The sequence below is a fragment of the Paenibacillus sp. genome, from assembly GCF_035645235.1.
Classification (GTDB): domain Bacteria; phylum Bacillota; class Bacilli; order Paenibacillales; family YIM-B00363; genus Paenibacillus_AE.
The window spans coordinates 21144-44547 of record NZ_DASQMZ010000210.1; the positions used below are offsets into that span (position 1 = coordinate 21144).

A 23404-nucleotide genomic window follows, 5' to 3' on the forward strand; every position below is an offset into this window, starting at 1 on the left:
GGACACCCCCGCTTTCAAGATTGATGTCGATTTCGGTAAAGCAAATAAATAAAGAATGGCGCTCCGATCCCGGAGACGAAGACGCCGACCGGAAGATCCGACGGCAGGAAAGCGGTTCTCGCGACGACATCGGCGACGAAGACGATCGTCCCGCCAATGATCGCGGTAGACGGAACCAACGCGGCAAAAGAGCGGCCGATCAGCTTCCTTGCGATATGCGGGGCAATCAACCCGACGAAGCCGATGCCGCCGGCGAAGGCGACCGCGGATCCGGCCAGAGCGACGCTGACGCAGAGCAGCACGAAGCGTTGAACTTGCACCTTCGAGCCTAGGCCCGTGGCCGGATCGTCCCCCAGCACTTGTACGTCCACGTTCCTGGAGAGCGCCAGCGAAAGCGGGACGAACACGAGCACCCAGGGCAGCATAGAGGCTACATGCGTCCAGTTCGCGCCGTACACGCTCCCGGTCAACCAAATATAAGCTTCGCTTGTGGAATAGGTAGGACTAAGGACGATCATCATCGTGACCAACCCGCTCATGAGCGCTTGCACGCCGATGCCGATCAACACGAGACGCATCGGCGTAACGCCCTTCTTCCAGGCTAATAGGTATATCAAGAGGGAAACCAGCCCCGCGCCCGCGATCGCGACGAACGGAAGCCAATCCAAGCTGACGTCCGAGTAATAGGTGATAAACCATACGGCAGCGACGGAGGCGCCGCCCGTGACCCCAATGATGTCGGGCGAAGCCAGCGGATTGCGAACCATGCTTTGTAAAATCAGTCCGGACACCCCCAGCGCGACGCCGGCCAGCATCGAAAGAACCATTCTCGGCAGACGCAGCGTCCCGATGGTGAAGGCATGCTCCTCTCCGCCCTTGCCGATCAGATGCTCGAGGACGATCCAAGGGGGGATCGCCGTACTTCCAAGGGATAGTCCCGCGAGAAACAACGCCGCCGACAAGCAGGCCAGCAGGAGGCAAACCCGAACCGCTCGTCGATCCACGAGGAAGGAGAGGTTCCCCGATCGCGTTCGTAACGCCGTGTGCTTCTTCATTCCGCTCGAAACCCCCTTCTGGCGATGTAGATGAAGAAGGGCGCGCCGATCATGGCCGTCAACACGCCGATCGGCATCTCCTCCGGCATGATGACGAATCGCGCGACGACGTCCGCTAGCAGCAACAGGCTCGCTCCGACAACGGCGGAATAAGGCAAAATCCAACGATAATCGGTGCCCACCAATGTACGCACCAGATGCGGCACGATGAGTCCGATAAACCCGATCATGCCTCCGATCGCGACGGATCCGCCGGCAAGGCATACGATCGCGGCGCCCATCGTTATCTTTACGGCCAGCACCCTCTGCCCCAGACCTCTCGCGACGTCTTCCCCGGAGGCTAGGATATTAATAGACCCGCCCAAGAACATCGATACCGCGCCCGCGCCCAACACCACCGGAAAGATAGGGGCGACGCCTTCCAACGTTCTGGCCGACACGGAGCCGCCGATCCAAAACAGTACCCCTTCCAAACTCTGTTCATCCATGACGAGCAGCCCTTGCGTGAACGAGCCGAACAGAGCGGTTAACGCCGAGCCGGCAAGGACGACCTTGACCGGCGACAAGCCGTCCCTTCCGATGGAGCCCAGCAGGAACACCATGGCCGCCGCCAGACCCGCCCCGAGGAACGCGAACCACATCAGATGTTGGAGCGAATGGAACGAAAAAAATACCGTCGCGAACACGACAAAAAACATCGCGCCGGCATTCACGCCGAACAGGCTCGGCGAAGCGAGAGGATTTCGCGTAAGTGCCTGCATGAGCGCGCCCGCGACCGCAAGGCTTGCCCCTATGATGCTGGCGATGACCGCTCTGGACAGACGAGTCGTCGTAATGACGATATGCTCCGTGGACGTTGCATCGTAATCGAGAATCGCTTGTACAGCCGTGCGGAACGAGGTCGTCGCTTGCCCGAGCGCAAGGCTCGACAGAAAGAAACCAAATAAGAGGCATAACCCGACCCCAAAGCCTGCAATCTTCATCGACGTTCGACTACATAACGGCTTCATATGCACACTCTTTTCGACAGGGTTGTTCGTACGCAAAAACAGGGGGAAGCGGCTCCCCCCGGTCGAATGCTATGGCTCCAATTCGAAATGCGCGTAGATTTGATCCAGCATCGTATTCGCGGCGAGGATGCCGCCGCCCATGTTCCATGCGACTTCGTCGACAAGGGTAATTTGACCCTGCTTTACGGCGTCTAGATTTTTCCATAGCGGGTGAGCCGTCCATTCATCGTATGTTTTCTGGATGAGTGCCGCATCCGCATTGTGCCCGTCTGCGTTAAAGATAAAAAATACGTCCGCATTCATGGACGGAATGCTTTCCATGCTTGTCAACTGGAGAACGACGTTGCCCTCCTCCGCGGCTTTCCGCTGCGGCTCCGGCCGCACGAAGCCAAGCTCGCTTAAGATGTCCCCCGCGAAGCCCGTCACGTAAATCCGCGCATGATCCGTCCGGAAGTTGAGCACGGACACCTCGATCGGCCATTGTCCTTCTAATTTCGCGCCGATTTTCGACTGAAAGTCCGCGACTCTAGCGTCCCAGTCCGCAAGCAATTCGTCGGCTTTGTCCTCCGCATTCGCGGCCTGGCCGATGAGGCGGACCGTATCCTTAAATTTGAACACCGTCTCGTGCGTAACGGTCGGGGCAATTTGCGAAAGCTGCTCGTAAATTTTCTCGTGGCGAAGCTTGGAGGCGATAATGAGATCCGGCTTTAGTTTCGCGATTTCCTCCAAGTTCGGCTGCGTCTCCGTCCCGACGACGGGGACGTCCTTCAGTTCGTCCCGTAAGTATTCATAGATGGGCTGCTGCGTCCAAGATTCGACGACGCCGACCGGGACGATGCCCAATGCGACGGCAACGTCGGTCGCCCCTTGATATAAAGTTACGATTCTAGTCGGCGTGCCTTCGACGGGCGTCTCGCCCATGGCGTGCGAAACCATTCGTACTCCCTCTTCGCCGACCGACGTCCCTGCCGCCGACGGTTGCGTCGTCCCCTCTTGCGTCCCGCTCGCCGTTACCGCAGTCCCGGCCTGCCCGCCGCAGCCCGCGACGACCATCGCGATCAACAGCGCGCAGCTTGCCGCCAAAAACATCTTCTTCATGTCTCTCCATTCCCCCCGCGAACAATTTCTATGTTCTTGCTTCTACAATGATAACTATTATCACCACATCGCAAATGATAATTGTTATCATCGGTGTTGTCAACGTTAAAACGCAACAAAAAACTTCACCTCATGAGGCGAAGTTTGAGGCGAATTCATGAGTCGAAAAGGAAATCCTCGTCGCGCGGCGGCTCGACGCGAGTCGTACGTACGTAGCCGTTCCCCTTCTTCGAGAAGAAGTCGTGTTGCTTCGTCTGCGTGCGAATGCCGTTGACGACGCTCGCCTTCGCGACGCCCGGCGCGAATGCTGCCGGGGCCGCCGAGCGCGTGGACGCGGTTCGCGTTAGTCTTGTTCATGATGTACGGATAGCCCTACTCGAGCTGCACCGTCGCGATCTTCGTCAGCATGTCTCAAGGCAGCGCCCGCTCTACGTTCACGCCGGCTTCCCGCTTTTTTTAAACGTCTGATTTTTGCTTAAACGAGGTATTGAAAGATGTTATGATGAAGGCGTATAGCGTCAGGACTCACACGGGAGGCATACCTTGATTCCATACGAAGCGCTGCTCTTAAACGTCCTGTCTCTCCTCATCTTTCTCTTTTTCATTCCGATCTTGCTGGAATCGAATATGTACGGGTTCTTCGACAAACGCCGCTCGATATATTTTACGGTGTCCGCCGCGATCGCGATCGTGCTGTGCATCTTGTTCCCGATCGAGATAATGGAAGGGTATATCTTCGACCTGCGATTCGTGGCGCTCACGATCGGCGGTCTCTACGGCGGGCTGCCCGCGATGCTCCTTCTAAGCGTCTTCACGGTTCTGCTCAGAGCGCTGCTGGTCGGCGGCATCGGAGCGACGGCGACGGGCATCGTGGTCCCATTGTTCCTCATCGCGCTGCTGCTTTCGCGTATGCCTTTCCGGCGCGCGGATAAGCGGAAGCGCATCATGATCGGCACAGGCCTGTCGCTGCTCGGCACCGTTCTCGCGATCGTAACCTCGATCGTCGGGTTCGGCGCAACGTTTTCCGCTTCCTTCGTCTCGATCTTCTTTCCGGTGACCATGATCGTGACCGCGCTGCTGATTTTCTTTTACGAGCTTTTCCTTGAAGGTTTGTCTTTCCAAAGACGCTTGCTGAAAGCGGAGAAGATGGAGGTCGTGAGCCATCTGGCCGCCTCGGTGTCGCACGAGGTGCGCAACCCGCTCGCCGCCGTCAAGGGCTTTCTGCAGCTGATTCGCGAACGCGATCTGCCCGACGCGCGCGTACGGCGTTACGTGGACCTCTCTCTCGACGAGATCGACCGCGCGGACGATATCATCCAATGCTACTTAACGTTCGCAAAGCCTTCGATCGGCTCGGTCGAATCGTTGAACGTCAAGGAGCAGGTCGACCGAACGCTGCAGCTTCTGACGCCGTTCGCCAATATGTTCTCCGTAGAAATTTACCAACGCGTGGACGAGCTGTACGTCCGAGGCGAGGAGAAGGCGTTGCAGCAATGCTTGATCGGCATCGCGAAATATGCCATCGAGACGATGCCCGACCGGGGCACGCTCCGGATCGAAACTCGCACGGCGGAGCAAGAGCTGCTCCTCGCCATTATCGACGACGGCAATGGCTTGACGGAAGAGCAGCTCGCTCGGCTCGGAGAGCCGTATTTTACCCCGAGAGGCACCGAGGGAACCGGTCTCGGCATGATGGTCGCCTTCAAAGTCGTCGACGCGATGGGCGGGAAACTCAGCGTGACGAGCAGCCCCGGCCAAGGCACCGAATATTTGATCCGGCTGCCGCTGGCGGGGCCATGAGCGGATCGCCCCGCCCGTTCCGCGCATGGTTACCGGAGCAAGCAGCCGGGCGACATCCCGGTTCCGACGCCTAGCCGGTTCCAACCGTTGATCGTTACGACCGCCATGATGAGGTCGACGTATTCCTTCTCGTCGAAGTGCTCACGCGCCCGCTCGTACACGTCGTCGGGCACGCCGGTTTCGGGCAAGCGGGTCAGGCATTCGGCGAGGGCAAGCGCCGCCTTCTCCTTATCCGAATAAATCGATGCCTCTCGCCATGCCGTCAGCAGCAGGATGCGCTCGAAGGCTTCGCCCTCGTGTTGCAGATGCTTGCCGTGCATGTCGATGCAGAAGGAGCAGCCGTTGATCTGCGATACGCGCAGCTTGATTAGATCGTATAACATCGGATCAAGACCGCTTTGGCGGATGTACGACTCCAGCTGCATCATCGCCTCGTAGGCGGCCGGGTTCGCTTCATAGTGGTTGACGCGCAATTTCATGAGAAGCCCTCCATGTCTGTGATATGATATCACCTATAAAGACGTACCCGGGGGTTGATTTTGTGACAATCCGCGAAGGGGACGATGTTCCGTTGGCGATCGAAGAGGTATACCGGATGTACAGATCGGACCTCGTCCGTCTCGCATACCGCATGCTCGGGTCGGCGGCCGACGCGGAGGATTTGGTCCAGGAACTGTTCGCGCGGCTGTCCGATTTCGATTGGAGCGGCGTCGCGAACGTAAAGTCATACCTCGCGAAGGCGGCCGTCCGGCGCTGCATCGACGCGCTTCGCGCACGTGCGAGTCAGCGGGAGCGATACGTCGGCCCATGGCTCCCGGAGCCGATGCTCGAAGCTCCTTGGGAGCAGCCCGAGGAGGCGTCGGTGCGCGAGGAACAAGTGCGTTACGCCGCGCTCGTCCTGCTCGAGACGTTGTCGCCGCCGGAGCGGGCGGTATACGTCTTGAAGGAACTGCTCGGCTATCGATATCCCGAAATCGCGGACATGTTGGAGCTGACCGAGAGCAATTGCCGCCAGCTTCTAAGCCGGGCGAAACGCAAGCTGCCTCGTTCCATCGAAGGGGCTCCATCCGACGCGAGGCCGGACTCCCGTAAGGCCGCTGAGCTCTTCTTGCAGGCGGTCCGGACGGATCGTTACGACGAGCTGGTGCGGCGCCTCGCGAACGACGTCAAGCTGATCTCGGACGGCGGAGGCAAGCGGAAAGCCGCCCTTCGGCCGATTATCGGAATCGATCGCGTCGCGGCGTTCGTGCGGGGCGTTCGCGCGAAGGGAGCGTTCGACGGCGAATTCCGCATCGCCCGTTGGAACGGCGAACCCGGCCTTCTGCTTACCCGCGGCGGCCGTCCGGCGCTCGCCGTCCTCTTTGAGACGGACGAGGCGGGCGATATCGCAAGCATCTATTACATCGTGAATCCGGAGAAGCTGCCGCTGTCGGTATGACGCCTTCGTCGAACCGCCGGACTTCGCCGGAAAGCTGCTAGCGCCTTTAAAGAAGAAGCACGCCCGCGAAACCGTGCGCGGGCGTGCTTCTGCCGTTCGTTATTGCGGTTGCGGCGGTTCGGCCAGGAGATAATAATGCTCGTATTCCAGCGTTCCCCCGGCGATGTCCGCGTACCCGCTCTCTCGCAGCATCGCTTCGACATCCGCCTGGGGCAGCCGCTTCGCGAGCGGAGGACCGAACGCGCCCGCCGCCTCCGGGTCGAATTCCGATACGAGCACCCGGGCATGGGGCAGTTCGGCGCGTACGTTGCGCAGCACGCGCTCGGGCGCGTCCGTGTGATGCAGCACGTCCGTCAGCAGCACCGCGTCGATCCGTCCGAGCCCCGCCAGCGCGCCGGCGGTCTCCGCGTCCCCTTCGACCGCCACGACGCGGCTGCCCGTCCGCGACGCCTCCGCCCGCAGGAGAGCGATGGCCTCGCGCGATTTCTCTAAGGCGATTACTTTACCGCCGCGCCCGACCGCCTCCGCATAACGCGCCGCGAATACGCCGGGTCCCGGACCGATATCCAATACGACCTCCCCTTCCCGGAGGCCCGCGAGATCGATCCAGCGTTGCGCCAGCGGCAGCCGATGCAGCTGGCGGCGCCTGACTTCCTCCCAACCAAGCATCGATAAATCCTTGTGGAATTCCACCGTCTCAGCCCCCTTTACCACCCATAACGGAGAAGCGTAAAGAAAATAAACCCGATCGACACGACGGCGGAGAGAGCGGTGAGCCCCCGCATCCAGAGCGGCATGCCCTTGCGACGGAGCATGCGGTACACCGCGAAGGCGGTCGTCGCGGCGGACATCAGAATCATGGCGCGCTTCACCCAGACGACGCCGGTCATCATCGCCATGGAGTGCGTCGAGCCGCCGAGGAGCAGCAGGACCGCGAGATGCAGCCAATGGTGCGAGGAAGCGACGACCGACAGCGCGACGGACGAGACCGATGCCGCCACCGTCGATGCCGCGTCCTTCCGATGGGAAGATGGATGATGATGCATATTTCCTCTCTCCTTACTGTTTATTATTTGTTGTTTTTCACATTAGTTGTACTATACACATATACCCCGAAAAAGAAACCGCCGCTACGAATGCGCCGATTCCGCGAGGGCCGCGTCTTTCCGGACTTCCCGGAGCGACCGGTTGAACGCCTTAAAGCTTTCAAGCACCTGCGCCTGTTCCGCTTCCGTCATTCGGCCGAGAATCGTCGAATAAAACTCGACCGACTGCTCCCGCACCTTCCCGATCGAGCGCTCGCCCTTCTCCGTTAAGCTCAAGATCACCTCGCGCCGGTTAAGTTCGTTCGGGGCTCTCGTCACGAAACCGCCCTTCACCAGTCCGTCGACCAACCGGCTGACCGTGCTCCGCTCCAGGCGAAGCTTGTCGGCCAGTTCCGTTACCGTCAACGTCTGTTTCTCCAGTTCTTGCAGCGCGAACACCTGGGACAGCGAAAGCGAAAACCCGCACGGCGTCTTTGTCTGCTCGAGCAGCCCGAACGAGCGAATGAACTGCTGCACCGCGCTGCGCAGCTCCAAGACGTCTTCCGTTCTCATTCGACCATTCCCCCGAATCCAAAGTATGTATAATACATCAATTGTATTATACATACAATACCTCTCCTCTCCCGCTTTGTCAAGAAGAAGCCCGCAGCGCCGTACCCCTGTCGGGGCCGGAACTGCGGGCAGCGTGCTGAAGGACTTTAAATGACCCCTTGCGCGATCATCGCGTCGGCGACCTTGCGGAAGCCGGCGATATTCGAACCGACGACGAGGTTGCCCGGATGGTCGAACTCCTCGGACGCCTGGATCGAGTCGCGGTAGATGTTCTTCATAATTTCTTGCAGCTTGTCGTCCACCTCGTGGAACCGCCACGAGAAACGCATGCTGTTCTGGGACATCTCGAGCGCGGATACCGCGACACCGCCGGCGTTCGCCGCCTTGCCGGGTCCGAACAACACGCCTGCCTCCAGAAATACGTCGATCGCTTCCAGCGTCGAAGGCATATTCGCCCCCTCGCCAACCGCCTTCACGCCGTTGGCGACAAGCAGCTTCGCGGACGCCTCGTCGATCTCGTTCTGCGTGGCGCAAGGGAGCGCGATATCGCAAGGAATCGTCCAAATTTTCTCGCAGCCTTCCACATAAACGGCTTGCGGGTGCTCCTTCGTGTAATCGCTGATGCGTTTACGCTCGACTTCCTTCAGACGGCGCACCGTCTCCAGGTCGATGCCGTTCTTGTCGTAAATAAAGCCGCCCGAGTCGCTGCAAGCGACAACCTTCGCGCCGAATTGCATCGCCTTCTCCATCGCGTAGATCGCCACATTGCCGGAACCGGATACGACGACGGTCGCCCCTTCGTAATCCAGACCCTTCGACTTCAGCATCTCGTTCACGAAATAAACGCAGCCATAACCTGTAGCTTCCTTCCGCACCAAGCTGCCTCCGTACCCGAGCCCCTTCCCGGTCAATACGCCGGCTTCGTTGCCGCTGCGAATCCGCTTGTACTGCCCGAATAAATAACCGATCTCTCTTGCGCCTACCCCGATATCCCCTGCGGGGACGTCGATATCCGGACCGATGTACCGATACAGCTCCGTCATGAAGCTTTGCGTAAAGCGCATGATTTCCCAATCGGATTTCCCTTTCGGGTCGAAGTCGGAGCCGCCCTTGCCCCCGCCGATCGGCTGGCCGGTAAGCGCGTTCTTGAAAATTTGCTCGAGCCCGAGGAATTTAATGATGCTTGCGTTCACGGAAGGATGGAAACGAAGACCGCCCTTGTACGGACCGAGCGTGCTGTTGAATTGCACCCGGAATCCCCGGTTCACTTGCACTTTGCCGTTGTCGTCGACCCACGGCACCCGGAAGGTAATAAGCCGCTCCGGCTCCGTAATCCGCTCGAGGATGCCCTGCTCCCTATAAATCGGGTATTTTTCCATAACCGGCACGAGCGAGATCAAAATTTCCTTCGCCGCTTGATGAAATTCCGTTTCGTTCGGGTTCCGCTTCGTGATTGTTTCGAGCACGTCATAAACATACTGCTTCGCGCTGGATTGATTCGTTCCCATGAACACCTTTTCCCCCACCCTTTACGCCTTTGCCGATGACGTAGATTGATTTACACTTAACACAACATGTTATAACATACCGAGCTAATCCGCAATATAAAAATGTAATGGGAGGGTTCGTTCCCTTATTCCGCAAGGTCGATGCGTTCGATCAAGGCCGGCAGCTCGTTCTCCATAAACTGCGTCAGCTTCTCGCTCAGCAGTTGATTTTGCAGCTCGCTCTTCGCCTGCTCCCACGTCCGCGCCGTCCGCGCCTCCACCTTCATAATGTGGTAGCCGTAGCTCGTCTCGACCGGCTCGCTAATTTCGCCGAGCGGCAGCTCCATCGCGGCTTGCTTGAATTCCGGAACCCAATTCGATACGGGGGCGTCGGCGTACAAGCCGCCGTTCTCCTTCGAGCCGGGGTCGTCCGAATATTGCTTCGCGAGCGCGGCGAAGTCGCCGCCGCCGATCAGCTTCGCCCGCACCTCCTCGGCGAGCGCGAGCGCCGCCTCCTTCGTCCGGGCGGCGCCGCCGGCGTCCGTCAACCCGATTAAGATGTGCCGGACGGAAGCGGTCGTATACGCGCCTGGGTCCGCGGAAAGATTTTCAAGGTATTGCGCCTGCAGCTCTTGGTCGGTGATCCCCTTGCGCAGCGCCGCCCGCATCGTGTGATCGGCCGTAAGGAACCGCTCCACGGCCGCGACGTCCAACCCCGCCGCCGCAAGGGAGGCCGAGAAGCCGTTCGACGCATCGGCTTGCTGCCAGGCCGCGATTTGCGCCTTCGCCTCATTCGCCGCCGCCGCCTTCTCCTCGGCTGTCGCGCGCGCGCCGAGCACCGCGTTGCGGATCAGCTGCTTCGCCATGAACTCCCGGTAAGTCGGGTCCGTCTCGTATTGCGCGTAGGACGGATTGAAGAACTTCTGCACCGCAAGGAATTCGTCCAGCTGACCGGCCGTGACGGTTCCGCCTTGGAACGCGGCGACCGTCTTCGTGGGATTTTTCCCGATCCAAATCGTCCCGCTCGCCTCGTCCCAATCGACGGTTTTCCCGAGCGCTTCGCTTACAAAGCGGAGCGGCACATAGGTAGTACCCTTGTAAAGGAAGCTCTCTTGCGCCGGCGTCTTCTCGACCCCGTCGAACATGTACTTGAAATCCTGAAACACGACGTCGATCTTCGCCCCGCCGCCCGCGAACGCGACCGTGCCGCTCAGCAGGCTACCGATCCCGATGCCGACGAGCAGCCCCTTCAGCTTGTCCTTCATCAACCGTCATCCTCCCTTGGTTTCGTAGTCGTCTGTAAACACTTTCAACGCATCTACGCCGAAACCCTTCTTTCCGCCGCCGCGGCTTCCTTGCGCCGAATCGCCCGCCGCAGCAGGACGACGTTCAACGCCAGCTCGAAGACGGTCACGAACGAGCCGGCGATCGCCGGAATCATGCCGTTCCATTCCGGCCGGAGCGTCACGAGGAGGTACAGGAGCGTCAACATGCAAGAGACGCTGCCGATCTTGCTCCACGCGATCGCCTTGCTGACGCCGTGATACATCGCGAGCCCGTTCACGTAGTCGATCCAAGGGAACACCGCGGTACGGACGAGCAGCGCGTTCAAGATCAGCAGCGTCGCCTGCAGCAGCTCGCCTTGCAGGTGCAATCCATGCACGAGCACGGCATGCCCCCACGGCGTCCAAGAGAGAAAGCCTTGAATGAGGACGGACAGCGCCGTTACCGCAGCCGTCAGCTGCTTCACCCGCCGCGGCTCCGTCTCTTGGAAATTGAGCACCGCTTGGTGCAGGAACGTCGCCAGGCCCGAAATCAGCCCGGTCAAGTTCGAGGCGACGGCGAACGCCGCGATGGCGAGAATCGGCTGGACGCTGTGATTCATCGTCGTCTGCGTGGCCGGCCCGATCACGATCGAGACGAGCGACCCGTACAGCAGCGGCATGTAGAACGGGAAGATATCCAGCTTCCACGTCCGGACCGCATGCGCCGACTGGGGCGGCAGCCGCTCCGGCAGCCGGGACGCCAGATGGTGCCCTTCCCAGCAGGCGACGACCGTCTCGATCGCCATGCCGATCAGAAACAGCAGCGCGCCGTATCGGCTGTCGTCCGTATAGCCCCAGCTCACCATCAGCCAAGACAACGCCGCCATCGCGACGAGCCGAATTACGATCCCGATCGTCATCCAACGCGTCTGCAGCTGCTGAATGATGATGCCCTGATACAAGCTCCTCGCCGCGGAAAACACATTGACGAAGAGCAGAATTTGGTAGGCGTGCACGGTAGAGTCCAGCAGACTCTCGTCGGCGCCGTAGATATAGTGAAAGAAATAGCGTCCGACCGGCGTCCAAGCGATAAGCGCGTTGAACGCGGCCAGACAACCGAGCACGACCGCGATCATGCGTACCATCTGCCGGAACGAATGTCGGTCCCGCACGTATTTCGCGCTCGTCTGCCGAAGCGGCGCGATCGCTTGCTCGAGGATGAAGCACAGGCTAAGCGCTACCGCATACCCGCTGATCGTCAGGTCGGGATGAGGCGAGCGGGCCAGCACCGCGTTAATGATGACGTGCGTCAAGGAAGCGAGCAGCGCCGACGCGGTCAGCGGCAAATAAAACAGGACGAGCCGAAGCACTGAATGTTTCCTCCGATGTCGTGGTTTTATGAACACTTCACGACATTATTCCCCACCATCCCACATCCTGTCAATAACAATTCCTCTCCAGCCCACATGGAAAATGAAAACAGCGCCGCCGAACGGCGACGCTGCCAACCCTGCTTCTACCGGCTTACCAGACAAGGTAGAGCCGGTTCGCTACCCCTCCTCGATGTCCGCTCGAAGGGCGCTTGCGACTTCGATCATCTTCGGGACGACCGCCTCATGCGCGCCGGATACGTAAAGATCGCCTCGGTAATGTCGGAACGGAATTTGCGCTCCGTCATGGCGCCACAGGAAGAAATCCCCGTCGATGCTCATCGTGGTCGCCCCCCCGCTACCTTTCACGGTGTAGACGGATGCGTAGTCGAAATCGGGCAGCTGCGCGAATAACGCCCGGCATTCGTCCAACGTGATCGTTTTCTCCGGTTCTCCGATGTCTTGATGTTCCCTCGTAATTCTATATCGCTGGACCATGGGCGGGTTCCCTCCGTGCTTCACAATTTTTTACTATCCCTCTGGATGTCATTATGTTCCGATATTCGGGTTGAAAACACTCGCGCGCCCGATAAAAAACCGGCCCCCGCAAGCGGCAGCCGGTCTCCGTATGGATTAAAGCTTCTCCATCACCGCGAAGTAATTGTCTTCGTCGTCCGCGAAGTTAAATACCCGCCCCGTCGGCATCGGTACGATATCGCCGACCTTCACGTTCTTATCGGCCAAGTCGCCGTGGAGCTGCTCGAGCCGGTCCGTCACGAACATAAGCGACGGCGTACCGAGGTTCATATCGGGCTCCATCTGCGCGATGAACGCCTTATTGTGGAGGACGATACTCGTCTCCGCCGCCTTCGACGGGGCGACTTCGATCCAGCGGAACCCCTGGCCGTTATCCTCCTCCGCGATGACCTCGAATCCGAGCTTCTCCGTCCAAAAGCGCCGCGCGGCATCCTGATCGTTCACGTACACCATGACTTGTCCTAATTTTCCGATCATATGAGCAAACACTCCTTTATGCGATGTATTCCTTAGAGCCATCATATACCACAGCCCATGCGCTCGTAAATGGAAGTACGAAACCGTTCGGACGGCGAGCGTCGCAAAGAAAGAAGTCCCGACGACAACCTCATCGGGACTTCTTCCGTTTAGGGCTCGACACCTGCGAGCGAGACCTCCGAACTTACTTATCCGGCTTCCGCGACGCGCCGCAGCGCTTCCGGCGTCACCCGGTCGACGAACTTCGCGAACTTCTCTTTCCCTTTCGCATGCGTTCGGTAATAGTCGAGGACGGCCGAGACCGCCGGCACGAGCCGTTCCTCCGTCACGCCGGAGACGAGCAGCTTGGCGATGGAAGTTTTCAGCCCTTTCGGCTCGCCTCCGACGTAAATGTCGAACGTCTCCTTCATCTTCACGACGCCGATATCCTTGAGCAGCGGCTCGCTCGTGCCGAGCGCGCAGCCCGCGTAGCCGACCTTCAGCGGAGTCGGAGACGGCGTACCCGCGATCGCGCGGTGCAGCCGCCGGGCGATGTCGAGTCCCGCGTCGTCCGCGCCTTTGCAGAAATTGCAGGCGATCAGGCTTTTCACGACCGGGCCCGCGGGGTACGTCTCTAAGCCGGACCGCTCCAACGCCTCGCGCAGCGCCGTCATCCGCTCCGCCGACGTTTCGATATACAGCTGCTTGAACGGCGTCAGCTCGACGACCGCTTCGGGACCCGCGAGCGTCCCGACGAGGGCGAGCTGCTCCGGCGTAAATAAACTTCCGCCGACCTGAGGCGGCGCGGACGCCGCGATCTTCATCCGTTCCATCGTCATTCCACCTCGACGACGTAAGACACTGTAATGACTTCCCCTTGGTGCTGGAACTGTCCCCAGATCTTATAGATGCCGGGCTCCGGGAACGACGTCGCGAACGCCGCCTCCGGTCCGGTCGATCGCTCGTCGATCGGGTGTACATGCAGGTACCGCTCGGCGTCGGCGGACAGGATCACGACATGGCCCACCGCCCCCAAATACGGCTCAAGATCGGCGATGCCTTCCTTCGTCCGCGCATCGCGAACGACGAACGTCAGCGTGACGTCCTCGTTCGCCTTCCAGCGGTCGGCCGCAAGCTCGATCTCCTTGCCGGACGCCTCCTTCACGAACGCCGCGTCGGGCGCGATCGCTTCATGCTTTCCTTCCGCGCCTTCGACTTTCACCCACTCGCTGAGCGTGACGCCCGCCCCGCCCTTCGGCTTCACGTCGGCGAACAACTTATATTCGCCGCCGGTCGGGAACGATGTGTTGATGTGGAACGTGCCGTCTTCCCGAGCGTCCGGGTGAATGTGGTTGAAGAACGACAAATCATGGCTGACGACGATTAAATGAAGCAGCTTCTCATGGGTGATCTCGAATTCGGTTACGGCGCCGCCGGACTCATCCCGGAAGGCGATCGCAAGCTCCGTCTCTTCCTTCGCCGCGGGCGCTCCGTTCGGGAACGAGAACGCCGCGGTCAAGCCGACCATTCCCGCTTCCGCGCCCTGTTCCCCGTGCCCGCCATGGTCCCCATGATCGCCTTGGTCCCCATGATCGCCTTGGTCCCCATGTCCGCCGTCGCCCTCATGATGCGCGTCCTCGTGCCCGGCATCCGTACCGCCGCTGCCCGCATTGCTGCATGCGGCCAACAAGCCGAACGTCAATACCGCAAATGCGTAAAGTAACCTCTTCCTCATGGCAAGCTATTCTCCTATCCTTCTATATAAGTGTATGGTTCATCTCACCTTCGCCCGCTGCAGCCGGAGCGCGTTGAGCACGACCGACACCGAGCTGAGCGCCATTGCCGCGCCAGCGACCCAAGGCGCGAGCAGCCCGACGGCCGCGATCGGTATGCCCAGCGTGTTGTATCCGAGCGCCCAGAACAAGTTTTGCTTAATATTGCGCATGGTTTTGCGGCTCATATCGATCGCGTCCGGAATGCTTGCGAGGTCGCCCCGCATCAGGGTGACGTCCGCCGCCTCCATCGCTACGTCGGTGCCGGTGCCGATCGCCATGCCGATGTTCGCCGTCGCGAGCGCAGGCGCGTCGTTAATTCCGTCGCCGACCATCGCCACGACTTTGCCTTCGGCCTGGAGCCGCTTGACCTCCGCCGCTTTCCCTTCCGGCAGCACCTCCGCCAGCACCCGTTCGATGCCGACCTGCGCGGCGATCGCCTTCGCCGTTCGCTCGTTGTCGCCCGTCATCATGATCACCTCAAGGCCCATGGCTTTCAGCCGCTCGACGGCCGCCTTCGAAGTTTCCTTCACCGTGTCGGCTACGGCGACCATGCCCGCATACCGCCCGTCGACGGCGACGAGCATCGCGGTCTTTCCGGCTTCCTCCAGCCGAGCCATAGCGTCATACGCTGGCCGTGCGTTTACGTCGTTGGCTTCCATCAGCCTCCGCGTCCCGATGAGCAGCGCTTTGCCCTCGACGACAGCCTTCACGCCGAACCCGGGGATCGCCTCGAACGAGTCGGCGTCCGGAAGCTCGATCCCCCGCGCTTTAATGCCGGCGACGATCGCTTCGGCGAGCGGATGCTCGGAGCCCCGCTCCGCGGCGCCGACAAGGCGCAGCAGCTCGGTTTCGTCGCCTTCCGCCCGCACGTCCGTCAACTCGGGTTTGCCTTTCGTCACCGTGCCGGTCTTGTCGAGCAGAATCGCGTCGATCTTGTGCGTCTGCTCGAGGTGCTCTCCGCCCTTAAACAAAATCCCGAGCTCGGCCGCGCGTCCCGAACCCGCCATAATGGAGGTCGGGGTCGCGAGACCGAGGGCGCACGGGCAGGCGATAACGAGAATCGCGATCGCCTTCTCCAGCGCCTCGGCGAAGTCGCCCGGCGCGAAGAAGAAATACCAAGCGGCGAACGCCAACGCCGCGATGCCGACGACGATCGGCACGAAGATGCCCGAGATGACGTCCGCCACCCGTTGGATCGGGGCTTTCGAGCCTTGCGCTTCCTCGACGACCTTAATAATTTGGGCGAGCGCCGTATCCTTGCCGACCTTCGTCGCCCGTACGCGCAGCCTTCCGTTCTTATTGATCGTTGCGCCGATGACGTTGTCCCCAGCTTTCTTCTCGACCGGCAGGCTTTCGCCCGTCAGCATCGATTCGTCGACGGAAGAGGCGCCTTCGAGCACGACGCCGTCGACCGGCACTTTGTCGCCGGGACGGACAAGAACGATATCGCCGCTCAGCACTTCCTCCACCGGAATCGTCAGCTCCTGGCCGTCTCGTTCGACGATCGCCGTCTTCGCTTGCAGCCCCATCAGCGATTTGATCGCTTCCGACGTTCGGCCCTTGGCCAACGTCTCGAACAGCTTCCCCAAGATGACGAGCGTAATCAACACCGCGCTCGTCTCGTAGTACAGGGAAGGCCCGTGGTGAGCGCTCGCGCCGCCTAAGGACCAATCGATCGATAGGTATAAGCTGTAAAAATACGCCGCCGACGTGCCGAGCGCCACCAAGACGTCCATATTGGCGCTGCCGTTGCGGAGCGCCTTGTAGGCGCCCACATAAAACGGTTTCCCGATGTAAAACTGCACCGGCGTAGCCAGCAAGAACTGAACCCACGGATGCATGAACAGGTCCGGCACATAAATCCAAGAGGTGAAGGAGAAGTGGCCGACCATGCTCCAGAGCAGCGGCAAGGAGAGCAGCGCAGAGACGATCAGCTTTCGCTTCTGCAGGCGCACGTCCCGCTCCCGGCGGTCGCCCTCGTTCGCATCGTCGCGCTTCACGACGGCTTTGTACCCGAGCTGCCGCACTTTCTCCTGCATCCCCTCGACGGAGATCTCCCCCGGGGCATACTCGACGCGCGCCGTCTCCATCGCGAAGTTGACGGCGGCCGAGGCGACGCCGGGCAGCTTGGCGAGACCTTTCTCGATCCGGTTCGCGCAGGCGGCGCACGTCATGCCCTCCAGCCGGAACTGTGCGACTTCCTTCACCGTGTCGTATCCGAGCTTGCGGATCGTCTCTTCCAAGCGGCCGGCATCGACTTTATTGGGATCGTATGTCACGCTCGCTTTCTCCAGCGCGAAGTTCACGTTCGCCGAGGAGACGCCCTCCAGCTTATTCAAGCCCTTCTCGATCCGATTGGCGCAAGCGGCGCACGTCATGCCGGCGATTTGGAGCGTAGTTTGCTGTTCCTTGCTCGTTGCGATGGCTTCCACTTCGTTCACCTCCTCACGGCTTTATACTCCCGAAACCTCGTAGCCTTGCTCCTCGATCGCATCCTTCACCTGGTCGACCGTGATGCTCGTTTCGTCGAAAGCGACGTCCACGGCATTGCGCTTCAAGTCGACCTTCCCGTTCGCGCCGAGCTTCTTCAGCGCCCCTTCGATGGAATGTACGCAATGCTGGCAGCTCATGCCCTCTACTTGCAACGTCATAGTTTTCATACACAGTTCTCCCCTTTTTATTAGTATACCCATGCACCCTATACTTTTATCATGCCGCTCGCTCATTTCATGAGCTTGCGCATCGTCTCGAGAAGCTCCGCCACGACCTTCGCGTCGCCTTCCTGAATCCGGTCGACGACGCAGCCCCGAAGGTGATTCTCCAGCAGCAGCTTGCCGACGCCGTTCAGCGCCGATTGAACGGAAGCGATCTGAATCAGGACGTCATCGCAGTACGCATTCCTGTCGATCAACCCCTTGATCCCTCGGATTTGGCCTTCGATCCGATTGAGGCGATTCGTCAGGCTGCTCTTCGTCTTCTCCGAATGACGACTCTTGCGCTCCCCTGTCTCCGGTAAGCAACAACCGGTTTCGCGCGTGGGCGCTGGCGATGGCGATAGCGATGACGGGACCCCGGGTATCGTATCGACTTGCATGGGGATCACCTCTTTGGTTATTAGTATACTACCCTACCCTATATTTTGCAACAGTTCATTACACGATTGCATGCCCGCTTGACTCCGTCGCCGCCTTCGGCGTGCGGATCGATAACAGCGCCAGCAATGCGCCGGCGAACGCCACGATGCCCGACCAGAAGAACGCCTGCTGGAAGCCGCCGTTGAGCGCCTCTACCGGATCCCCGCCGAGGGACGAGGTCGCCGATGCGGCGATCGCCACCATGACCGCCAAGCTGATGGCGGAGCCGATCTGATAACTCGTGCTGGCGAGTCCCGACGCGAGCCCGGCTTCTTCCGGCTTCGCGCCGGACATCGCCGCCATCGTCGCCGGGATGTATGCCAGCGACATCCCTAACGCGCCGAGCAACGAAGCGGGGAGCACATGAGCGACGAAGCTGCCGTCGGTCGGCGTGTTTCCGTAGAACAACAGGAGCGACCCGCCGAGGGCGATCAGTCCGACGATGAGGTTCGCCTTCATCCCGAACCGTCCGATCAGCTTCCCGGTAATCAAAATCATAAAGACGGCGATTAGCACGGTCATCGGCAGCAGCGCGACGCCGCCTTCGAACGCGGTAAATTGCAGCACCTGCTGCAAATACAGGTTCAAGAAATACCAGAGCGGAATCCAGGCGCCGGACAATAGCATCAGCGCGAGATTGCCGGCGGCGAGATTCGGCGCCTTGAAGATGCGCAAGGGGACGAGCGGCTCCTTCTTCGCGGCTTGCAGGATCAAGAAGATCACGAACAAGGCCGCGCCGATCGCGAGCGTCCAGACGGTGCTCGGCGCCCCCCAGCCGTTGTGCTCCGCGGTGACGATGCCGTATACGATCAAGACGAGCGCCGCGGTGACCGAGATCGCCCCGGATACGTCTATGCTGCCTTGCCTGCGGACGCCCTTGGCCAGCAAAGCGGGCGACAGCAGGATCGCGACGATGCCGACCGGCACGTTAATGAGGAACGTCCATTGCCAGCTGAGCCATTCCGTAATAACGCCGCCGAGGAATACCCCCGCCGAGCCGCCCGCGGCCGCGGACGCGCCCCAGAAGCCGAGCGCCTTGCCGAGCTCTTTCGGATTGCCGCCGAACAGCATCATGACGATCGTCAGCGCAGCCGGCGCGATCAGCGCGGAGCCGAATCCCTGCAACGCGCGGCCGGCGTTGAGCGCCCCATCGTTCCAGGCGAGACCGGCCAGCAGCGACGACAGCGTTAAAATAAGGAACCCCCACATAAATATCCGTCTTTGTCCGTACAGATCGGACAACCGACCGCCTAAGAGCAGCAATCCCCCGAAGAAAATGACGTAAGCATTGAACACCCACTGCAAGCTTTCTTGCGTATACCCCAGCGCGGCTTTGATCGCCGGGAGCGCGACGCCGATAATCGACGTGTCCATAATGACCATAAAATTCGCAAGGCACAACAACGCCAACGCTTTCCAACGTTTCGGGTCGGCCTGCGGGGCCGCTTGGGCTTGAACCGCCATGGTCAGAAAACCTCCTTTGTCATATCGACTCCGCGAATCGCGCGCGACTCCGTGACGGCCGTCGGAACGGACGAACGCGCGAATTCCATCGAGTCTGTTTTTATAGTATAGGGTGGTACCCTACATTGTCAAGAATATAATTCCAAGTAAAAAACACCGCTCTCCGCCCCTCATGGGCCGGCGAAAGCGGTGCGTTAACAGCGGTGCGACCGAAACGGAATCCCGTAACGGCTACACCTTGAACCGGTACCCCGCGCCCCAGACCGTCTCGATGAACGGATGCTGCGACGGGTCCTTCTGAATTTTCTCGCGAATTTTCCCGATATGCACGGTGACCGTCGCGGGATCGCCGAAGTGCTCGAACCCCCACACCTTATCGAGCAGCGCCTCCTTCGAATAGACGCGGTCCGGGTTCTCCGCGAGGAAGAGCAGCAAGTCGAACTCCTTCGCGGTGAGCGCTACTTCTTCGCCGTGCAGCGTGACCCGCCGGGCGTCGATCTGGATCGCAAGGCTGCGAAAGCGCAGTTCCCGCGGCTTCCGGGCCGCCGAAGCCCTCGCGCCCGACGCGGCGCCGGTCAGCCGGTCGTACCGCTCCAGATGCGCCTTCACCCTCGCGACGAGCTCCGACGGGCTGAACGGCTTCGTGACGTAATCGTCGGCGCCGAGCCCAAGGCCCCGGATTTTATCGATATCCTCCTTGCGGGCGGATACCATCAGCACCGGCGTATCCTTCGTCTCCCGGAATTTCCGCAGCAGCTCGAAGCCGTCCATGCCCGGCAGCATCACGTCGAGCAGGAGCAAGTCGTACGACTGCTCCATCGCCTCCGCGAGCGCCTGCTTGCCGTCCGACCGGACCGCCACCTCGTACCCGTGCGCCTCCAAATAATCCCGCTCCAACTCGGCAATCGCTTGATCATCCTCGACGATCAACACTTTCCGCTTCGCCATCTTCCGCGCTCCCATTCCCGTCCTCAAGATTCATCGGTATCGTCGCCAGCACCGTCATCGAACGCCCAGGCTCGCTCCGCGCATGAATCGTGCCGCCGTGCTGCGCAACGATCTGCTTTGCGATTGCAAGGCCGAGCCCCGACCCGGCGACATTCGGATTGCGTTCCGGATCCGCGCGATAGAAACGGTCGAAGATTCGCTCGAGCTCGTCCGGCGCCATGCCGGGGCCGTTATCCGTCACGCCGATCGTCCAGCCTCCCATCTCCCGGCCGAAATGAATGTGGATGCGCGGGTCGGGCTTATCGTTAAATTTCGCCGAATTGCCCACGATGTTCATGATGACGCGTTTGATTTTCTGCGCGTCCATCCGGGCGACCGCGTCGGGGCCGGCCTCGTACTCGCTCGTCAGGGCGATGCCTTCGCCGTCGTACTCCATGTGCAGCTCATTCATCGTCCGGTCGTAAAACTCCTGCAGCCGCACCGCCTCGAAATGGAACTGCTCCTGCCGCAAATCCAGCTTCGACAACAGGAACAAATCGTCGATCATCCGATCCATATCGAGCGTCTTCGCGTAAATGACGTCGATGTACCGGTTCAGCTTTTCCGGGTCGCTCGCGATTCCTTCCCGAATGCCCTCCACATACCCCTTGATCGAGGTGAGCGGCGTCTTCAGGTCATGCGATATATTCGAGATAAGCTGCTTTCGGCTTTCCTCCAGCGCGACCTGCGCCTGAATCGAACGCTGCAGCTCGCTGCGCATCTTCTCGTAGGAGCGGATTACGCTGCCCACTTCGTTCCGCACCTTCGAGCGCAGGCTGAAATTGAGGTCCCCTTCCGCGATCCGGCGGGAGCCTTGCTCCAGCTGCCGCAGCGGCCTCACGATATCCATCGTCGTAATCCACAGCAAGGGGATGAGGATGATACCGAGCAGCGCGGCGATGCCGAGCAGGAACATCCCTTGGAACCGGTCGCCTCGCCGCTCCGTGTCGGTCGCGTCGAAGACGAGGTAATACGATAAGGGGGCGTCGATTTCCGGAAAATCGTACCGCAAGGCAAACCATTCGCGGTTCTCCCAGACAGTCGTCGCGAAGACGTCCGAATGGGGCCTGGGGGACTCGGATTCGGACTGGGCCTGGATGTCCCGCTTCAGCTGCGCTAAGAACGCGTCCCCTTGCTGCAGAGCGCCGTAGCTGTCCCATCGCTCCCCTTGCCGGACCACGAGGAAGCCTTCGAACGGCTGCAGCCGGTCGCCGATCGGCGCCGCGAACGCCGGGGTCGCCAGCGTCTCAGGCGCGAACCGCTCCGCATAGCGTAAATCCACGATGAGATCGACGCCCCGCCGGATGGCATCCTCCGCGCTCTGATCCTTCACGACGCTGTTCGCGAAATACGTGACGATCGCCGAGACGAACCCGATCCCGAGTCCCGCGACGATCAGAGCCGTCAGCGTAATCCCGAATAGATACGTAAACAGAAGCTTCAAGCGTATGGACATACGTTACATTTCTTTCCTTTGAAAGGCTAGCAAGCCCAAGATAGTGCCAATGATATAGTAGGCCGTTATAAATAGCAACATCGATACCGTAGCGCCGAAATCGCCGGAGTATAGGAGCGGCTGCAGCCAATCCGCATAGTCGATTACGAGCAATCGGCGAAGCGAAGGCTCGAGCAAGCCGGCGACGCCCATCGCCAGCCAAAGCAGGACGCTCGCGACAAGCCCGAGTCCGGCGCTCCCGGTCCACAATGAGACGCAATTCGCCAGAACGAGCAGCAAGCCGCAAAACACGACCGCTCCCGCCGCTTCCGCGACGTCCGCTCCCAGCTCGGGCAGGGAAGGTATCCCCTGCAGCCATAGCCCCCCAAGCGCCGCTGGGACGATGACGCTCGACACGATGAGCGCGCCGACGATCCATCCCGCGAACATTTTCCCAAAATAAAGCATTTCCCGGCTCAGCGGCAGCCTCAACATATTTTTTATCGAGCCTTCCTGAAACTCGGCCGCCATCAGCTCGCTGCCCAAGGACGCCATAAACAGCGGCAGCAGCACCGGAATCGCCAGCGCCAGCGCCGTTCGCGGCAAGCTCCCGTTCAGCCCCGCGGACGCGGCGAACCAGACGAAGAGAACGCCTGCAAGGAAGCCGAGCGCCAGCAGCGCCTTCGGCTTACCGCCGCGGAACAGCTTGCGAAGCTCTTGCCCCGTCACATACATCAACGCTTGCATTATGCGGCACCGCCTTTCCGTCCCCCGACGCAGTGCAAGTAATAATCCTCTACATTCGAAAACGACTCCCTTACTCGGTCCACGCTCGCGGTCTCGACCCAGCGCCCCTCCCGAACGATGCAGGCATGCGTGATCAGATCCTCGATGTCGTGCACGACATGGGACGAGACGATCAGCCCCGCGCCCGACTCTGCGGCAAGGGCGCGGAGCGCCGTCGCCATCTCGCGGCGACCCTCGATGTCCATGCCCGAGAACGGCTCGTCGAGCAGCATCAGCTTCGGTCGGTGCAAGAGCGCGCTCGCGAGCTCGATCCGCTGCTTCATGCCGGTAGAGTAACGCTTGATTTTGACATGACCTTGCTGCGCCATCCCTACCTGCTCCAGCGTCTCCCGAATACGCGACTCGTCGACGCCGGGGTACAGCTTATGATAGAGTTTCAAATATTCGTAGCCCGTAAGGTACGGGTAAGGGGCCGGCTCGCCGATCATAAAACCCATATGCGGCTTCGTCAGCTCGGGCCGATCGGCGACGGACGCGCCGTTCCAGCGCGCCTCCCCGCGGTCCGCCCGGATGAACCCCGCCATCGCTCGCAGCGCCGTCGTCTTCCCGGCTCCGTTCGGCCCCAATAACGCGACAACCTCGCCGGGACGAACCGCGAGGTTGAGATCTTGGATGCCCCGGCCGCCGGGATACGCCTTCGTCAGCCCGCGGACTTCAAACATCGGCATGTCCTCCCGAGGCCGCTGCG

At 60.5% G+C, this 23404-nt stretch carries 24 protein-coding genes and 1 pseudogene; 2 read left to right on the forward strand and 23 right to left on the reverse strand.

All coding sequences use genetic code 11. The annotated features are described in order from the left end of the window. Positions 1-14: 14 nt before the first annotated feature. From VEZ38_RS19670 to VEZ38_RS19685, 4 genes and pseudogenes are all read right to left on the reverse strand, one after another. Positions 15-1055 (reverse strand): iron ABC transporter permease, encoded by a 1041-nt coding sequence (locus VEZ38_RS19670; RefSeq protein ID WP_324896566.1) that lies wholly within the window; start codon positions 1053-1055, stop codon positions 15-17. Then, positions 1052-2065, reverse strand: coding sequence for an iron ABC transporter permease (locus tag VEZ38_RS19675; protein WP_324896567.1), 1014 nt, complete (start codon positions 2063-2065; stop codon positions 1052-1054). Before VEZ38_RS19675 ends, VEZ38_RS19670 begins: the two co-directional genes overlap by 4 nt. 69 nt (positions 2066-2134) lie before the next feature. Beyond that, a complete protein-coding gene (locus tag VEZ38_RS19680; protein ID WP_324896568.1) occupies positions 2135-3163 on the reverse strand; it encodes an ABC transporter substrate-binding protein in 1029 nt (342 codons plus the stop codon). Positions 3164-3318: 155 nt separating this feature from the next. Beyond that, positions 3319-3441: pseudogene (locus VEZ38_RS19685) on the reverse strand (ribonucleotide-diphosphate reductase); the annotation flags it as partial. 265 nt (positions 3442-3706) lie between these two features. Between VEZ38_RS19685 and VEZ38_RS19690 the strand changes: the two are divergent. Further along, complete coding sequence (locus VEZ38_RS19690; protein WP_324896569.1) at positions 3707-4963, forward strand: ATP-binding protein; 1257 nt, start codon at positions 3707-3709, stop codon at positions 4961-4963. Positions 4964-4992: 29 nt separating this feature from the next. Here the strand turns inward: VEZ38_RS19690 and VEZ38_RS19695 are convergent, their stop codons facing one another. Continuing rightward, positions 4993-5442, reverse strand: coding sequence for a carboxymuconolactone decarboxylase family protein (locus VEZ38_RS19695; protein WP_324896570.1), 450 nt, complete (start codon positions 5440-5442; stop codon positions 4993-4995). Positions 5443-5465: 23 nt separating this feature from the next. Between VEZ38_RS19695 and VEZ38_RS19700 the strand changes: the two genes are divergently transcribed. Then, positions 5466-6401, forward strand: coding sequence for a sigma-70 family RNA polymerase sigma factor (locus tag VEZ38_RS19700; RefSeq protein WP_324896571.1), 936 nt, complete (start codon positions 5466-5468; stop codon positions 6399-6401). Between the two features lie 99 nt (positions 6402-6500). Here VEZ38_RS19700 and VEZ38_RS19705 read toward each other — a convergent pair whose 3' ends face one another. The 18 genes from VEZ38_RS19705 to VEZ38_RS19790 all read right to left on the reverse strand — a co-directional run bounded on the left by VEZ38_RS19705 (position 6501) and on the right by VEZ38_RS19790 (position 23378). Beyond that, a complete protein-coding gene (locus VEZ38_RS19705) occupies positions 6501-7094 on the reverse strand; it encodes a class I SAM-dependent methyltransferase (RefSeq protein WP_324896573.1) in 594 nt (197 codons plus the stop codon). Positions 7095-7108: 14 nt separating this feature from the next. Further along, positions 7109-7447 (reverse strand): hypothetical protein, encoded by a 339-nt coding sequence (locus VEZ38_RS19710; RefSeq protein ID WP_324896575.1) that lies wholly within the window; start codon positions 7445-7447, stop codon positions 7109-7111. 84 nt (positions 7448-7531) lie between these two features. After that, positions 7532-7999: a MarR family winged helix-turn-helix transcriptional regulator gene (locus tag VEZ38_RS19715; RefSeq protein WP_324896577.1), complete on the reverse strand. Its 468-nt coding sequence runs from the start codon at positions 7997-7999 to the stop codon at positions 7532-7534. Between the two features lie 146 nt (positions 8000-8145). Next, positions 8146-9507, reverse strand: a complete 1362-nt coding sequence (gene gdhA / locus VEZ38_RS19720) for an NADP-specific glutamate dehydrogenase (RefSeq protein ID WP_324896579.1) — start codon at positions 9505-9507, stop codon at positions 8146-8148. Between the two features lie 125 nt (positions 9508-9632). Then, a complete protein-coding gene (locus VEZ38_RS19725) occupies positions 9633-10751 on the reverse strand; it encodes a peptidylprolyl isomerase (RefSeq protein ID WP_324896581.1) in 1119 nt (372 codons plus the stop codon). Positions 10752-10804: 53 nt separating this feature from the next. After that, positions 10805-12121 (reverse strand): hypothetical protein, encoded by a 1317-nt coding sequence (locus VEZ38_RS19730; RefSeq protein ID WP_324896583.1) that lies wholly within the window; start codon positions 12119-12121, stop codon positions 10805-10807. Positions 12122-12301: 180 nt separating this feature from the next. Then, the gene (locus VEZ38_RS19735) at positions 12302-12619 is read right to left on the reverse strand and encodes a hypothetical protein (RefSeq protein ID WP_324896585.1); all 318 of its coding nucleotides are present in this window, start codon (positions 12617-12619) and stop codon (positions 12302-12304) included. A 135-nt stretch (positions 12620-12754) separates the two neighbouring features. After that, entirely contained in the window at positions 12755-13135 is a 381-nt protein-coding gene (locus tag VEZ38_RS19740; RefSeq protein ID WP_324896587.1) for a VOC family protein, read from the reverse strand. A 188-nt stretch (positions 13136-13323) separates the two neighbouring features. Next, positions 13324-13947, reverse strand: coding sequence for a nitrite reductase (locus tag VEZ38_RS19745; protein WP_324896589.1), 624 nt, complete (start codon positions 13945-13947; stop codon positions 13324-13326). A 2-nt stretch (positions 13948-13949) separates the two neighbouring features. After that, entirely contained in the window at positions 13950-14849 is a 900-nt protein-coding gene (locus VEZ38_RS19750) for a hypothetical protein (protein WP_324896591.1), read from the reverse strand. A gap of 39 nt (positions 14850-14888) precedes the next feature. Then, on the reverse strand, positions 14889-17321 hold the full coding sequence (locus VEZ38_RS19755; protein ID WP_324896593.1) for a heavy metal translocating P-type ATPase: 2433 nt from the start codon (positions 17319-17321) through the stop codon (positions 14889-14891). A 21-nt stretch (positions 17322-17342) separates the two neighbouring features. Then, on the reverse strand, positions 17343-17549 hold the full coding sequence (locus VEZ38_RS19760; protein WP_324896595.1) for a copper ion binding protein: 207 nt from the start codon (positions 17547-17549) through the stop codon (positions 17343-17345). A gap of 62 nt (positions 17550-17611) precedes the next feature. Continuing rightward, the gene (locus VEZ38_RS19765; RefSeq protein ID WP_324896597.1) at positions 17612-17983 is read right to left on the reverse strand and encodes a metal-sensitive transcriptional regulator; all 372 of its coding nucleotides are present in this window, start codon (positions 17981-17983) and stop codon (positions 17612-17614) included. A 58-nt stretch (positions 17984-18041) separates the two neighbouring features. After that, positions 18042-19487, reverse strand: coding sequence for an MFS transporter (locus VEZ38_RS19770; protein WP_324896599.1), 1446 nt, complete (start codon positions 19485-19487; stop codon positions 18042-18044). Between the two features lie 231 nt (positions 19488-19718). Then, the gene (locus tag VEZ38_RS19775; RefSeq protein WP_324896601.1) at positions 19719-20435 is read right to left on the reverse strand and encodes a response regulator transcription factor; all 717 of its coding nucleotides are present in this window, start codon (positions 20433-20435) and stop codon (positions 19719-19721) included. Continuing rightward, positions 20401-21930, reverse strand: a complete 1530-nt coding sequence (locus tag VEZ38_RS19780; RefSeq protein ID WP_324896603.1) for a HAMP domain-containing sensor histidine kinase — start codon at positions 21928-21930, stop codon at positions 20401-20403. The genes VEZ38_RS19775 and VEZ38_RS19780 overlap by 35 nt, the downstream gene beginning before the upstream one ends. Before the next feature lie 3 nt (positions 21931-21933). After that, complete coding sequence (locus VEZ38_RS19785; RefSeq protein ID WP_324896605.1) at positions 21934-22656, reverse strand: ABC transporter permease; 723 nt, start codon at positions 22654-22656, stop codon at positions 21934-21936. Further along, positions 22656-23378: an ABC transporter ATP-binding protein gene (locus tag VEZ38_RS19790; protein WP_324896607.1), complete on the reverse strand. Its 723-nt coding sequence runs from the start codon at positions 23376-23378 to the stop codon at positions 22656-22658. The genes VEZ38_RS19785 and VEZ38_RS19790 overlap by 1 nt, the downstream gene beginning before the upstream one ends. Positions 23379-23404 lie beyond the last annotated feature (26 nt).